Origin of the sequence: Streptomyces sp. NBC_01477 (assembly GCF_036227245.1) — a bacterium.
Taxonomy (GTDB): Bacteria; Actinomycetota; Actinomycetes; order Streptomycetales; family Streptomycetaceae; genus Actinacidiphila.
Genome location: NZ_CP109445.1, coordinates 7,787,604 through 7,801,659 on the forward strand (window position 1 = coordinate 7,787,604; position 14,056 = coordinate 7,801,659).

General features: G+C 76.0%; 9 protein-coding genes. 5 read left to right on the forward strand and 4 right to left on the reverse strand.

Annotated elements, in window-relative coordinates:
• Positions 1-32: 32 nt before the first annotated feature.
• The 3 genes from OHA86_RS33205 to OHA86_RS33215 form a co-directional block, all read right to left on the reverse strand.
• On the reverse strand, positions 33-920 hold the full coding sequence (locus OHA86_RS33205) for a biotin-dependent carboxyltransferase family protein (RefSeq protein WP_329181337.1): 888 nt from the start codon (positions 918-920) through the stop codon (positions 33-35).
• Between the two features lie 88 nt (positions 921-1,008).
• A complete protein-coding gene (locus OHA86_RS33210) occupies positions 1,009-1,611 on the reverse strand; it encodes a 5-oxoprolinase subunit B family protein (RefSeq protein ID WP_329181338.1) in 603 nt (200 codons plus the stop codon).
• Between the two features lie 40 nt (positions 1,612-1,651).
• Positions 1,652-2,449 carry a LamB/YcsF family protein gene (locus tag OHA86_RS33215; protein WP_329182650.1) on the reverse strand — a complete coding sequence of 266 codons (798 nt, stop codon included), beginning with the start codon at positions 2,447-2,449 and terminating at the stop codon, positions 1,652-1,654.
• A 141-nt stretch (positions 2,450-2,590) separates the two neighbouring features.
• Here OHA86_RS33215 and OHA86_RS33220 point away from each other — a divergent pair, with 141 nt between their 5' ends.
• From OHA86_RS33220 to OHA86_RS33230, 3 genes are read left to right on the forward strand one after another with little or no spacing between them, the layout of a single operon-like run.
• Positions 2,591-4,099 (forward strand): hypothetical protein, encoded by a 1,509-nt coding sequence (locus tag OHA86_RS33220; RefSeq protein ID WP_329181340.1) that lies wholly within the window; start codon positions 2,591-2,593, stop codon positions 4,097-4,099.
• A 38-nt stretch (positions 4,100-4,137) separates the two neighbouring features.
• Positions 4,138-5,022, forward strand: a complete 885-nt coding sequence (locus OHA86_RS33225) for a hypothetical protein (protein WP_443054383.1) — start codon at positions 4,138-4,140, stop codon at positions 5,020-5,022.
• Positions 5,023-5,075: 53 nt separating this feature from the next.
• Positions 5,076-10,358 carry a hypothetical protein gene (locus OHA86_RS33230; RefSeq protein WP_329181342.1) on the forward strand — a complete coding sequence of 1,761 codons (5,283 nt, stop codon included), beginning with the start codon at positions 5,076-5,078 and terminating at the stop codon, positions 10,356-10,358.
• Between the two features lie 12 nt (positions 10,359-10,370).
• Here OHA86_RS33230 and OHA86_RS33235 read toward each other — a convergent pair whose 3' ends face one another.
• On the reverse strand, positions 10,371-10,742 hold the full coding sequence (locus OHA86_RS33235) for a hypothetical protein (RefSeq protein ID WP_329181343.1): 372 nt from the start codon (positions 10,740-10,742) through the stop codon (positions 10,371-10,373).
• A 215-nt stretch (positions 10,743-10,957) separates the two neighbouring features.
• Here OHA86_RS33235 and OHA86_RS33240 point away from each other — a divergent pair, with 215 nt between their 5' ends.
• Together OHA86_RS33240 and OHA86_RS33245 are read left to right on the forward strand one after the other, a co-directional pair.
• Positions 10,958-13,630, forward strand: a complete 2,673-nt coding sequence (locus OHA86_RS33240) for a nitrate- and nitrite sensing domain-containing protein (protein ID WP_329181345.1) — start codon at positions 10,958-10,960, stop codon at positions 13,628-13,630.
• Positions 13,627-14,049: a roadblock/LC7 domain-containing protein gene (locus tag OHA86_RS33245; RefSeq protein ID WP_329181346.1), complete on the forward strand. Its 423-nt coding sequence runs from the start codon at positions 13,627-13,629 to the stop codon at positions 14,047-14,049. The genes OHA86_RS33240 and OHA86_RS33245 overlap by 4 nt, the downstream gene beginning before the upstream one ends.
• The last annotated feature ends 7 nt before the right edge of the window (positions 14,050-14,056 follow it).

Below are 14,056 nucleotides of genomic sequence, written 5' to 3' on the forward strand. Positions count from 1 at the left end.
TCGGCGGGGCACCGACCGCCCATCCCGGCCGCTCACAGCTCGGGCCGGCCGGACCGCAGCGCGACAAAGCGGATCCTGGTCCCGGGCGCGGACTGGGCCGCGGCGGGCAGCGACTCCTCGGGCACCACGCCGATCACCGGGTAGCCGCCGGTCGTCGGGTGGTCGGCGAGGAAGACGACGGGGCGGCCGTCCGGCGGCACCTGCACGGCGCCCGGCACCATGCCCTCGCTGGGGAGTTCGCCGTCCCGCCCGGCGGCCCTGCGCAGTGCGGGGCCGAGCGTGCGCAGGCCGATCCGGTTGGAGGCGGGGGAGACGGTGTAGGCCCCGCTGACCAGGGCGGCCAGGGAGCCGGCCGCGAACCAGTCGTCACGCGGCCCGGGCAGGAACGGCAGCACGAGGTCCGACCCGGCCGCGCCGTACGGCAGGACGTCCGCCGCGCAGCTGCGGCCCCGCTCCTGGCCGACGGGCAGGTCATCGCCCTCGGCGAGCGGCGCGGGTCCGAGCCCGGACAGCAGGTCGGTGGCCCGGCTGCCCAGCACCGCCTTGACGGCCAGCCCGCCGGCCACCGCGACGTAACTGCGCAGCCCCGTCGTGGCGGCGCCGACGTCGAGCACCGCGCCGTCCGGCACCACCACCGGCGCGCCCCAGGCCGCGGGGCGGCCGTCGATCCGTACGGGACAGGCCGCGCCCGTCACCGCGACCAGCACCGTACGCGACGCCCGCAGCGCGCAGCCGGACACCGTCGTCTCCAGCCCCGCGGCCCGCTCGTCATTGCCGACCAGCCGGTTCGCCAGCCGGTGCGCGGGCAGGTCGAGCGCCCCGGACCGCGGCACCCCGAGATGTGCGAACCCGGCCCGCCCCCTGTCCTGCACGGTGGTCAGCGCCCCCGCCCGCACGACCCGCAGCCCCGCCCCGCTCACGTCCCCGCCTCCACCGTCAGGCCGCCCCGAACCGCCACCCGGCGGCGCAAGGGCACGGCGGCGGGCCGCCGCGGGACCGCGGGCGGCGTCACGAGGCCGCCAGGACGAAGCGCACCTCGGTGCCGGGGGAGAGCAGCGCGGCCGGGTCGCGGTCCGGGTCCCACAGTGCAGCGTCCGTCGTGCCGATGAGCTGCCAGCCGCCCGGGGACGACCTCGGGTAGAGGCCCGCGTAGGGGCCGGCCAGGGCCAGGGAGCCGGGAGGGACCGCGGTGCGCGGGGTCGGGCGGCGCGGGACGTGGAGGTCGGCGGGCAGGCCGGTGAGGTAGGCGAAGCCCGGGGCGAAACCGCAGAAGGCCACCCGGAAAGGCGTGGCCGTGACGATCCGGGCCAGTTCGCCGGGGCCGACCGACCACAGCGCGGCCACCTCCGCGGCGTCGGGGCCGTCGAAGCGCACCGGCACCTCCCGCAGTTCGCCGCGGCCGGCCTCGACCGGCGGCACGTCCCAGCCGGACACGGCGGCGGCGAAGGCCCGCGGGTCGGCGAGGCCGCCGACCAGGACGGTCCGCGCGGCCGGCACGATCTCCCGCACCTCGGCGAATTCCCCGGCCGCGCGCCGCCGCAGCAATTCGGCGTGCAGCGCCTGCGCGCGCTCGCCGTCCTCGGTCTCGACCAGAACGGCACCGCGTCCCATCGCCAGCACCCGGCACTTCACGATTCCGCCGCCCCGCCGCTCATACGAACGCCGCCACGCGCAGCCCGGCCGCCTCCAGCGCCTGCCGCACCCGGGCGGCGAGTTGCGCGGCGCCCGGGGTGTCGCCGTGGACGCACAGCGAGCGCGCCGCGATCCGTACCGGCCGGCCGTCCACCGAGGTCACCCCGTCGCCGGAGGCGATCCGCACCGCGCGGCCGGCCACCGCGCCGGGCTCGCCGATCACCGCGCCCGGCTCGCGGCGCGGCACCAGCGTGCCCTGGGACGTATAGGCGCGGTCGGCGAAGGCCTCGGCCACCGTGCGCAGCCCGGCGTCGGTCGCGGCGGCCAGCAACTGGGAGCCGGGCAGGCCCAGTACGGGCAGCCGGCCGGCGAGCACGACGCCCTCGACGACGGCTGCCGCCTGCTCGGCGTCGTGAACCGCCCGGTTGTACAGCGCGCCGTGCGGCTTCACATACGCCACCGCCGCCCCGGCCGCCCGCGCGAAGACCTCCAGCGCGCCGATCTGATAAGCGACTTCGGCGGCCAGTTCCGCGGGCGGCACGTCCATCGAGCGCCGTCCGAAGCCCGCCAGGTCGCGGTAGGACACCTGCGCCCCGATCCGCACCCCGCCGGCCGCCGCCCGCTCGCACACCCGCCGCATCGTCGCCGGGTCGCCGGCATGGAAGCCGCAGGCGACATTCGCGCTGGTGACCACCGACAGCAGCGCCTCGTCGTCGGTGAGCTGCCAGCGGCCGAAGCCCTCGCCGAGATCGGCGTTGAGGTCGATGACCGCGCCCGCGCCGGCCTCGCCGCCCGCACCCGTGCCCGCGTCCGCCATGGTGATCCGCCCGTCGTGTCCACCGCTGCCGTAAGATACCCGCGGACCGATCATGGCATCCCGCACCGACAACGCGTGCCCGTCCCGTGGCGATCCGTGCCGTTTCGTTCGTTGTCGGTGGCACCGCTTAATGTGTGGGGCGTGACCACCACTGTCCCGTACCCCCTGCCGGGCGCCGCCCGGCCGGCCCCGGGCCCCGCCGCGGACGAGGGCCTGGCCCGCCGGCTCAAGGCGCTCGCCTGCACCGCGCCGCTGCACGACCTCGACACCCGCAAGGTCAACCTCGCGGGCGAGTATGCGGTGTACGCGATGGCGGAGGTCGCGCTCGCCGCGATCGACCTGGTCACGCTCAACATGGACTTCGACACCGGCGCCGACCACGACCAGATAGTGGCGAGACTGCTGCCCCGGGTCGCCGCCCAGGCACCGGGCCGCGGCCATCCGGAGCACGAGCGGGTCGCCCGCTGGGTGCTGGAGAACCTGATCAATGTCGGCAGCGCCGACCGCGGATTCCGCGCCGTCTACGGCACGTTCGGCGCCGACGGCGGCTATGTGCGGCGGGACTACGACTTCAAGCTGATCGAGGAGGTGCCCGGCCCCGGCGGCAGCGTCTATCTGCGCACCACCGACGAGGCGGTCAACGTCCTGGTGGGCGCCCTCGACACCGACGTCACCAGCGCTCAGATCGCCGCCGAGGTCAAGCTGGAGGTGCTGATCACCCGCGGCAGGCTCGCCGACGCCCAACTGGCCGCCGAGCAGGCCCGCTACCGCACCGTCCAGTACGCCGAGACGCTGCGCCGCACCCTGGAGGCGACCCGGCGCAATGTACGGGCGGTGGACTGGCTGCGCCAGGTCCCCGACATGATCGCCGAGGCCCTCGACCATGTCGCCGACCGCTACCGCCACGAGAACGCGATCCTCACCAACATCCGCAAAGCGCGCGACGAGGCGGAGGATCCCGAGCACAAGCGGCGCGCCGCGGAATTGGTCGACATCGTCAAGGACTGCATCAGGCGGCACACCCAGCTGCAGTCGCGGCTGCTGGAGGCGGGACCGCTGTTCCGGGCCGAGCAGGACCGGCAGGCCTTCGCCGCGCCGCCCGCCCGCGCCGGGCTCGACCTGTACGGCCAGCTGGTCGCCCCGCTGCTGCCGCTGCCGGTGGAGCGCGCCTCCCGGGTGACCGACGCCTTCTTCGCCCGCGGCACCGGGCTGCGCACCCCGGCCGTGGTCCGGGTGACCGACCTGGTCGACCTGCTGCTCACCCCGCCGCTCGAACGCGACCACCTGGGCGCCGAGATGCCCGAGCCCGACCTCGTCGCCACCCCCGACGACAGCCGCTTCTCCGACGAGCAGCTGGAGGCCGCGCTCGACCTGCTCGACCTGCCGCACGACGCGCCCCGCCGGCTGTCGGGGCTGCTCGCGCAGGCCCGCCGCAGCGATCCCGACCTGCCGTATCTGGTCGCGCTGCTGGCGCTGCACGCGGCGTCGCCGCCGGTCGGCACCGCCGTACGGCAGGGCGAGCCGCAGGTCCTGTTCGCGGTGGACGACGGGACCGAGCTGGACGACCCCGACTTCGGCGGGGCCGACCTCGTCCTCGGCACCGCCCGCCTCGCCGCCCGCCCCGCGGACCCGAAAGAGAGAACGACGTGAGCGACCACCGCGACGACGGGACACCCACTCGCGACGGCCTGCGCGACACCGCCCGCGACGCCCGGGACGGCCTGCGCGACAAGGACGGCGCGGCCCTGACCGCGGGAGACGTCGCGGACGCCGCCCGCCTGGTCGGGTTCGGCCTCCAGCCCAAGCTGCTGCCCGCCCGGGACGCGGAATACGCCGAGCTGGTCAGGCGGCACCGCGAGGACCCCGGGTTCGCCCGGATCGCCGACGCGGTCGCCGCAGGACTCGGCCTGGTCGTCCTCGAAGTGTCGCCGCGGGCCGGCATGGCCGTCGCGGCGGGCGAGGACTCGGTCTTCGCGGTCCGTATGGGCGACTACGCCCGCCGGGCCGCCTCCGACGCCGGCGACCGCTTCCTGCACGGCCTGGCGCACCTGGCCGCCGCCGCGCTCGCCTTCCCCCGCCCCGAGGACCTCGCCGACGACGGCTACATCGGCCGGATCACGGTCAACGGGGTGGACGCCTTCGTCCGCCAGGCCTGCCGCCGCCTGGAGGAACGCGCCGACGAGGCAGGCGAGATCACCGACCCGGCCAGCGACGCACCCGGCCTTGAGGCGGCCTGGCGGGTCTACACCCGGCGCACCGCCACCGGCGCGACCAAGGACGCCAGACGGCTGGCCGGTTCGACCACCGGCATCATCGGCAAGGCCGTCGCCTTCCTGGTCGACTCCGGCTTCCTCCAGCGCACCGGCGACGAGTCCGGCGGCACGTACCGCACCACCGCCCGCTACCAGCTCCAGGTGCGCGACATGGCGGGCAGCGCGGCGATGGCCGAGATCCTCGACCTCGGCGTCGTCGCGGTCACCGACGGCAGCGCGAGCCTGCTGCCCGCGGCGGCGTCCGACGACGGCACGGACCTGGTCGCCGACGCCGGACTGCCCTTCCACGCCTCCGCCTGAACCGCCGTCCGCCCGAGTCCACCTCCCCTACCCCAGCCACGAGAGTCCGCCGCATGTACGAGCTTTCCCGACTCCGCCTCTACTCCATCGGGCCCGCGGGCGCGCGTTACGCCGACACCGTGCTCGACCTGCGGGGCGTCGGCGAACCGGTGCCGGAGCCCGCACCGGCGCAGGGCGACTTCTTCGCGGACGAGCCGGCCGGGCCGCCGCGCCGCCCGGCCCCCGCGGGAGTGCTCTTCCTGGAGAACGGCGGCGGGAAGTCCGTCCTGCTCAAGCTGATCTTCTCGGTCATGCTGCCCGGGCACCGCAATACGCTGGGCGGCGCCAGCTCCGGTGTGCTGCGCAAATTCCTGCTCGCCGAGGACTGCGGGCATGTCGCGCTGGAGTGGCAGCACACGCTGACCGGCGAACTCGTCGTGGTCGGCAAGGTCAGCGAGTGGCGCGGGCGCCAGGTGTCGGCCGACCCGCGCAAATTCGCCGAGGCCTGGTATTCCTTCCGGCCGGGGCCCGGGATGAGCCTGGACTCGCTGCCGGTCGCCGAGGCCACGGCGGTGCGCCCGTCGGCCGAGGGCGCCTCGGGGGCGCGCGGCAGGCGCCGCACCATGAAGGGCTTCCGGGACGCGCTCACCGACGCGGGCAAGGCGTATCCGCACCTGGAAGTGGTGTGGGAGGAGATCCACGACCGCTGGAACGAACACCTCGGCGACCTCGGCCTCGACCCCGAACTCTTCCGCTACCAGCGGGAGATGAACGCCGACGAGGGCGAGGCCGCGGGCCTGTTCGCGGTCAAGAAGGACTCCGACTTCACCGACCTGCTGCTGCGCGCCGTCACCGACACCCGCGACACCGACGGCCTCGCCGACCTCGTCCACGGCTTCGCGGGCAAGCTCGGCCGCCGCGCCGAGCTGACCGCGGAGCGCGACTTCACCGCGGGCTCGCTCGACCTGCTGGAACGCATCGTCGACGGCGCCGAGGCCCGCGACCGGGCGCGAGCCGTGCACGCCCAGTCCGAGCGCCGCACCCGCGCGCTGGCCAGGCGGCTGTCCGCCCGCGCCCAGCAGGAGCGCGGCAGGACCGCCGAGATCGCCCAGGACATGGCGCAGGCCGCGCACACCGTCACCGACGCCGAGCAGATCCGCGCGGGCAGCGCGCTGACCGCGGCCGAGATCGCCTACCGGCACGCGTCCCTCGCGCTGGCCGCCGCGGACAAGGGCGCGGCGGCCCTGCGCCGCGAACTGGCCGACGCCCGCACCCTGCACGCCGCCTGGCAGGCGGCCGAGACCGTGCTGCGGCAGCGGGCCGCGGGGGACAGGCTGCAACGGGTCAGCACGGCCATCCGTGAGGCGGAAAGGGACGCCGCCCCCGCGCTCGCGGCCCGCACCACGGCCGCGGCCGAGCTGGTACGCGCGCTGCACGCCGCCGCCGCCCGCGCCGAGCGGCAGGCCGACGCCGAGGAGGAGCGCTCGGCGGAGTTGCAGGCGCGGTCGGAGACCGCGCACCGCGACGCGACCGCCGCCGCCACCGAGGCGCAGCGCGCCCGCAGCGAGACCGGGCACCTCGCCCAGCGACTCGCCGAGGTCGAGCAGGAGACCGCGCAGGCGGTACGGTCCGGCTGGCTCGACGGCTCGGCGCCGAACGCCGACCCCGCACGCGCGGCCCTGGCCGCCGCCGACGCGGAGGAGTCGGCCGCCGCCCTCTCCCGCGCCGCCGCCGACACCGCACGCACCGCGGTCGCCCACGCGCGGGACGCCGCGGGGGCCGAGTCCCGCGCGGAGCTCGCGGCGGCCCGCGCCGCCGACGCGCTGTCCACCGCGGAATCCGCCCTGGCCGCGGCCACCGTCGCCGCCAGCACCTTGACCACCGACCCCCGCCTGACCGCCCTCCTCAGCCTCCCCTCGTCCCGCACCGGAGCCCGCACCTCCGGCGAGCAGCCGGGAGCCGAACGCGGCGACGCGTCCGGCGTCCGCGACTCCGGTGGCGCGGCGGAGTCCGGAGAGCCGGCCGGTCTCCGGCAGGGCTCGGTCCCGGGCGCGCGGCCCGGCGGCGCGGCTGCGCCGGGCGGACTCGCCGGCGCTCCGGAGGGCGCGCCCGGTGCCGAGCCGGGATCCGGCCCGGGCGCGCGGCCCGGCGGCACGGGTGGGTCCGGCGAGTCGGTCGTCCCGCAGAGCAACGGCTCGAATGGCGCATCCGGCGTATCCGCGCTGTCCGGCGGTGCGGGCGCGGTCGCCGGTGCCCGGACCGGAGTCGGCCCAGGTACGCGGCCTGGCAGCGCGGGAGGACCCGGTGAGCCCGTCGCCCGCCAGGGGTCCGCTCCGGAGGGTGCGACCGGCACCTCCGCGCGGACCGGTGAGGCTGCCGGCGGGTGGCCCGGAGCAGGTGCCGACGGGGTCCGCGGGGGAGCGCGCGGCCCGGCCGCGCGGGCAGAAGGCCGGCACGAGGGCGACGGCGGGCTCAGCCCCGGCATGCTGGACGAGTTCGCCGAGCCGCTGAGGGAGTTGCTGGACGGAGCGGTCGCGGCAGCCGAACGGCAGATGTTCGAGTTGCGGACCGCCGCGGCCGACGACGCGCGGATTCTCGGCGCGCTCGGGGACGGGGGCCTGCTGCCGCCGGGACCCGACGTACTGGCCACCGTCGAGTATCTGGGCGAGCACGGCATTCCCGCGCTGCCCGGCTGGCGCTACCTGGCGCAGGCCGTGGACCCGGTCGATCACGCGGTGGTGCTCGCTGCCCGGCCCGAGCTGGTCGACGGGGTCGTCGTGACCGACCCCGGCAGCTACCAGCGGGCCAGGGACGTCCTGGCGCAGGCGGCGCTGCTGCCGCGCTCCACCGTGGCCGTCGGCACCGCCGCGGCGCTGCTCGCGCCGCCGCCCACGGCCGGCACCGCGCCCGACGTCTTCCTCGTACCGCCGAATCCGGCGATGCACGACGAATTCGCCGCGGACGGCGAACGCCAGGCGCTGCGGACCCGGGCGACCGCACGCGAGGAGGAGATCCGGGCGCTGGCCGGCCGCCTCGCTCACGACCGTACGCTCGCGGCCCGGCTCGCCTCCTGGCGCGCCGCCTGCCCGCAGGGGCGGCTCGCCGAACTGGCCGCGGAGGCGGCAGCGGCCCGGGACACCGTCGAGCGCACCCGGGCGGAACTGGCTGCCGCGCGCGCCGCCCGTAGCGAGGCGGAGGCCGCCGCGGCGGAGGCCGCGCAGGACAGCGACGTCCGCAGGGCCGCCGCCGAGCAGGCGCGCCGCAGCGCCGACGCGCTGGCCGGGCTCGCCCACCGGCTGCGGGAGCGGGCCAACTGGCAGCGCACGGCACGGGAGCTGGCCGCCGACGCGGCCGAGGCGGAAGCCCGCGCCGAGGCCTACCTGGCGCAGGCCCGCGCCGCCGACGAGGACCGCAGGGCCGCCCAGCGCGCCTCGGACGACGCCCGCCGCACCGCCCGCGTCCTGCGCGCGGAACGCGCCGAGATCGCCGGCGCCCCCGACGACGGCACGTCGGGCGCGGACGCCGACGCGGACGTCGCGGCCGGCTCCCTGCCCGCGCTCCGCGAGGCGTACCGCGCGGCCTCCGAGGTCTACGAGAAGGTCGGCGTCGGCGCCGACCTGCGGGCCGAGCAGGCGCGGGCGGAAAGCACCGAGAACGCCGCCCTGGTCGAACTGGACCGGCTCACCAACAAGGTGCGCAGCCGCGCCGCCCAGCTGCTGGAAGGCCCCGACGGCTCGGACGGCCCGTCCCGGCAGGCGGCGGCGGGCCGCGCGGAGGCGCTCGTACAGACGCTGGAAACCCGGGCGTCCACCGCGAGCGAGCAGTTGGGCCGGCTCCGCGGTGAGGCCGAACGCCTCGCACCGCCCGGCGGCGCGCCGCACCACACCGAGCTGCCCGCGGCTCTGCGACCGCGCGACGCCGACCACGCGCAGGAACTGCTGCGGGCGGCCACCACCGAGGTCGCCGCCCGCACCGAGGCCCTGGAGCAGGCCACCGCCGCCCACGCCGACCTGGTCGCGGCGCACCGGGCCGCCGAGGACGCGGCCGGCGGCTTCGACGAGACCGCCGCGCTCCTGCGCGACCTGCTGCGCGACGGCGGCCCGCAGCACCAGGGCGACGACGAGGAGCCGGAGCCGTATCCCGGCAGCCAGGAGGCGGCCAGGCAGTCCGCCGCCGAGGCCCGCCGCAGCCTGCGCGGCTGCGCCGCCGACCTGTCCGCCGCCGAGACCCAGCTGCGCGAGTCCGCCGACGTCCTGGTCAGGCACGCCAACGCGGTCCGCTTCGAGCAGGTCAGGACGCCGGCCAGACAGCAGATCAGGGAGCTGCCGGGCGCCGCGCTGCCCGAGCACGCGGCGGCCTGGGCGGGCGCCTTCGCGCCCCGGCTGCGGGTGCTGACCGACGAACTGGGCCAGTTGGAGCGCAACCGGGAGATCATCGTGGACCGGCTGCGCGGCCTGGTCGAGTCCGCGCTCGCCACCCTGCGCTCGGCGCAGCGGCTGTCCCGGCTGCCGGAAGGCCTCGGCGAGTGGTCGGGCCAGGAGTTCCTGCGGATCCGCTTCGAGGACCCCGACCAGGCGGTGCTCACCGAGCGCCTCGGCGAGGTCATCGACGAGGCCACCAGGTCGGCGCTGCGCAAGAATTCCGACCTGCGCCGCGACGGGATGTCACTGCTGCTGCGCGCGGTCGGCGCGGCGCTCCAGCCGCGCGGCATCGCCGTGGAGATCCTCAAGCCCGACGCGGTGCTGCGCGCCGAGCGCGTTCCCGTAGGCCAGATGGGTGATGTTTTCTCCGGCGGCCAACTGCTCACCGCCGCCATCGCGCTGTACTGCACGATGGCCGCGCTGCGGAGCAACGACCGCGGCAGGGACCGGCAGCGCCACGCGGGCACGCTCTTCCTGGACAACCCGATCGGGCGGGCCAACGCCACGTATCTGCTGGAGCTCCAGCGGGCCGTGGCGGACGCGCTGGGCGTGCAGCTGATCTACACCACGGGGCTTTTCGACACGACCGCGCTGGCCGAATTCCCGCTGGTGGTCAGGCTGCGCAACGACGCGGATCTGCGGGCGGGCCTGAAGTACATCAGCGTCGAGGAGCACCTCAGGCCCGGCCTTCCGGTGCAGGACCCGCACGGCGAGCAGGTGCACGGCGAGATCACGGCCACCCGGATGTTCCGCCGCCCGCCGGAGGCGGCACAGGAGAGCCCGGCAGAAGCGGCACCGGAAACCGGGACCCAGGCCGTACCCGAGGCCGCGCCGGAAGCCGCACCGGCGACCGTGTCCGAGCCCGCACCCGACGCCGTACCGCAGGCCCCGCCCGGGGCGGCACCGCACCCCCGCGCCCCGGCCGCCAAGCGCTGACCAGCCGCCCGCTCACACCCCGAGGTGCCGCGGCTCGTGCCGCCGCCTGGCCACTGAGCCGCCGCCGGGCGCCGTCGCCGTGCCCGCCTGCGTATCGGCCCTGCGGGCCGCCCGCCGCGCCCTGCGCCGCTCCCGGCGCAGGGTCCTCGCGGCGCTGCTGGGGCTGGACACCACGCCGTTGCGCTGGTTCCATACCTGCCGGGTCACCCACACGTCGAGCACCGCCCAGGTGCCGACCACGGAGGTCAGCACCGTGGTCAGCAGCAGGGGTGCGGACAGCCACGAGTGCCCCGCGGCGAGTACGACGTCGGTGACCGCCTGCACCAGCGCGAACGCGCCGATCAGCCCCGCCCGTACCGCCGCGGCCCGCACCGGGTCGGCCATCCGAGGCCGGGTCTCGGTTTCTTCCCACACGGTCCGCCGTTGGAAGTCCATGAAGAGTGGCTGCCCCGAAACCTCCTGGTGCATTCCGGGGTACGTTTCGGCGCAGACCTGCCCAACCCACTGACAAGCTTTCGAGTTACCCCTGACGCGGTAGTAGGCTCGCGCCGTTTAAACGCGACAGACGCCCCCACTGCGGGGGAGACGTTGGGGAGGCCATGAGCTTTCGCGGTACGACGATCCGCCGGAAGATCGTGGCGCTGCTGCTGATCCCTCTGGTGTCACTCACGGTCATCTGGGCCTTCGCCGCCACGGTGACCGGCCGCGCGCTGCTGGACCGGCCCGACGTGCAGCGGGTGACCGACAACGTCGGCTACCCGGGACAGGACGCGGTGCAGAGCCTCCAGCAGGAGCGAAGGGCGGCCATGATCTACGTGGCCAACACCCGGGACTCGCAGGCCAGGATCGGCTACAACAAGCAGCAGCAGGTCACCGACGCGTCGATCGCGAAGATGCGCACCCGGGTCGCCGCTTCCGGTGTGCGCGGCGCCCTCGACTCGGAGTCCCGCGGCCGGCTCGACACCTTCCTCAGCACCGTCGAAGGCCTCACCTCGCTGCGGCAGCGCGCCGACGACGGCCGGATCAGCCGCAACGACGTCTTCCAGGCGTACAACGCGATGACCGAGCCTGCCTTCGAGCTGTTCGACGCCCTCAACCCGCACAACGACCTCAAGCTCGACGACGAGCACCGCGCGGTCGTGCAGCTCGGCCGGGCGCGCGACGAAGTGAGCCGCGAGGACGCGCTGATGGCCGCCGCGATCAGCACCGGGCACATGAGCGCGGCCGAACTGCGGTCCTTCACCTTCGCCGTCGCGGAACAGCGCAACTACTACAGCGGCAGTCTGCGGCTGCTGACCGACGAGGAGCGCGCGCCCTACGACGCGTACTGGCAGAACACCAACGGCAGGACGCTGCGGTCCGCCGAGGACGCGGTGATCGCCGGCGGTGTCGACGACGCGCCGATCGTCGCCGCCCACCTGTCCTGGCCCGGGGTCGCCGCGACCGCCATGGACGATCTGGGCCGGCTCGGCGCCACCTCGGACACCCAGCTCAGCGGGCACAACCAGCCGATCGCGACCACCGCGATCGTCGAGGCGGCCTTCGTCGGCGGGGTCGGCCTGATCGCGGTGATCGCCTCGCTGTTCGTGTCGGTACGCATCGGGCGCGGCCTGATCAGGGACCTGACCGGGCTGCGCCGCGAGGCCCAGGAGGTGTCCGGCACCCGGCTGCCGCGGGTCATGCGGCGGCTGGCGGCCGGCGAGCAGATCGACGTCGAGACCGAGGTGCCGCGGCTGGAGTACGCCGAGGACGAGATCGGCCAGGTCGGCAAGGCGCTCAACACCCTCCAGCGGGCCGTCGTGGAGGCCACCGTCCGGCAGAACGACCTGCGCAAGGGCGTCTCCGAGGTCTTCGTCAACCTCGCCCGCCGCAGCCAGGTGCTGCTGCACCGCCAGCTGACCCTGCTCGACGCCATGGAGCGCCGCGCCGAGGACAGCGAGGAACTGGCCGACCTCTTCCGGCTGGACCACATGACGACCCGTATGCGCCGGCACGCCGAGGGCCTGGTCATCCTGTCCGGCGCGGCCCCCTCCCGGCAGTGGCGCAAGCCCGTACAGCTGATGGACGTGGTCCGCGCCGCCATCGCCGAGGTCGAGGACTACGAGCGGATCGAGGTACGCCGGCTGCCGCGGCTGGCCGTCGCGGGCGCCGCGGTCGCCGACGTCACCCACCTGCTCGCCGAACTCATCGAGAACGCCGCGGTCTTCTCACCGCCGCACACCACCGTGAAGCTGCACGGCGAGCCGGTCGCCAACGGATTCGTCCTGGAGATCGACGACCGCGGCCTCGGGCTGACGCCCGACGCGCTGCTCGAAGCGAATCTGCGGCTCGCCGAGACGCCCGAGTTCGAGCTGTCGGACACCGACCGGCTCGGCCTGTTCGTGGTCAGCCGGCTCGCCCAGCGGCACGGCGTGCGGGTCTCGCTGCGGCAGTCGGCGTACGGCGGCAGCACCGCCGTCGTCATGATCCCCGAGACGCTGCTCAGCGACGCGGCCGACGACACCGCGGGCACCCCGCTGCCCGGGGCCGCCGAGCCGCGCGGCCTCGATACGCCGGGCGACACCGAGCACACCTTCCGGCAGTGGGGTCTCGAAGGCGTCGACGACGTCGGCGGCGAGCGGCACAAGGACCACGCGCCGGATCCGGAGGAGCCGCTGAGCGCGGCCTTCAGCCGGGGCCTGGACGTGCTCGACGACCCCGAGGAGCTGGCCGGCGGCGCGAGCGGCACGAGCGACGAGCAGGCCCCCGCGGCCCCGCTCCCGCTGCCCCGCCGCCGCCCCCGCAAGGCGGCGCTGATCTCCGACCGCGCCCGCCCCGCGGCCGTACCGGAGGAGCCGGCACCCGGGGAGGCGGCGGACGGCGGCCACCCGCAGGACGAGCCGGCCCCCGGCGCGGCCCCCGCCCAGCAGCCCCCGCGGCCGGTGGCGGCCGTACCGTCGCTGCCCCGCCCCCGCAAGGAGACGCCGCCCGCGGCGCCCGAGCCGTCCGAGGGCGGCAAGGACACCGGTGTCGTGCTGCCCCGGCGGGTCAGGCAGGCCAGCCTGGCACCGCAGCTGCGGGCCGGCACGGCGCGGCAAGGCAACGCCGACGTGGAACGCGGCGGCGGCCGGGAGCGGTCCGCCGACGAGGTGCGCGACCGGATGTCGGCGATCCAGCGCGGCTGGCAGCGCGGCCGCGAAGCAGCGGAGGCCGAGCCGGACGGCGCGGCGCCTCCCGGCGACGACCCATCGACGACAGCACAGCGAACGACACCTGAGGAGAACGGTCGATGACCGCAGCATCGAGCCCGACACGCGAGCTGAGCTGGCTCCTGGACGACCTGGTCGAACGGGTCGCCAATGTCCGCAAGGCCATGGTGCTCTCCGGGGACGGCCTGGCCAGGGGGGCGTCCGCGGGTCTGACACGGGAGGACTCGGAGCATCTGGCGGCGGTCGCCTCCGGCTTCCACAGCCTGGCCAAGGGCGTCGGCCGGCACTTCGACGCCGGCCGGGTCCGGCAGACCATCGTCGAACTGGACGACGCGTTCCTCTTCGTCACGGCGGCGGGCGACGGCAGCTGCCTCGCGGTGCTGGCCGACGCGGACTCCGACGTCGGACAGGTGGCGTACGAGATGGCGCTGCTGGTCAAGCGGGTGGGGGTCCATCTGGCCACCGCGCCGCGGCACAGCGGCGGCACGGCACTGAGCGGCTGACGGCCGG

Bases quoted from the DNA above. Each gene is read 5' to 3' on its own strand.
- OHA86_RS33210 (WP_329181338.1), bottom strand. From the start codon at position 1,611: ATGGGACGCGGTGCCGTTCTGGTCGAGACCGAGGACGGCGAGCGCGCG.
- OHA86_RS33215 (WP_329182650.1), bottom strand. From the start codon at position 2,449: ATGGCGGACGCGGGCACGGGTGCGGGCGGCGAGGCCGGCGCGGGCGCG.
- OHA86_RS33230 (WP_329181342.1), top strand. From the start codon at position 5,076: ATGTACGAGCTTTCCCGACTCCGCCTCTACTCCATCGGGCCCGCGGGC.
- OHA86_RS33235 (WP_329181343.1), bottom strand. From the start codon at position 10,742: ATGGCCGACCCGGTGCGGGCCGCGGCGGTACGGGCGGGGCTGATCGGC.
- OHA86_RS33240 (WP_329181345.1), top strand. From the start codon at position 10,958: ATGAGCTTTCGCGGTACGACGATCCGCCGGAAGATCGTGGCGCTGCTG.
- OHA86_RS33245 (WP_329181346.1), top strand. From the start codon at position 13,627: ATGACCGCAGCATCGAGCCCGACACGCGAGCTGAGCTGGCTCCTGGAC.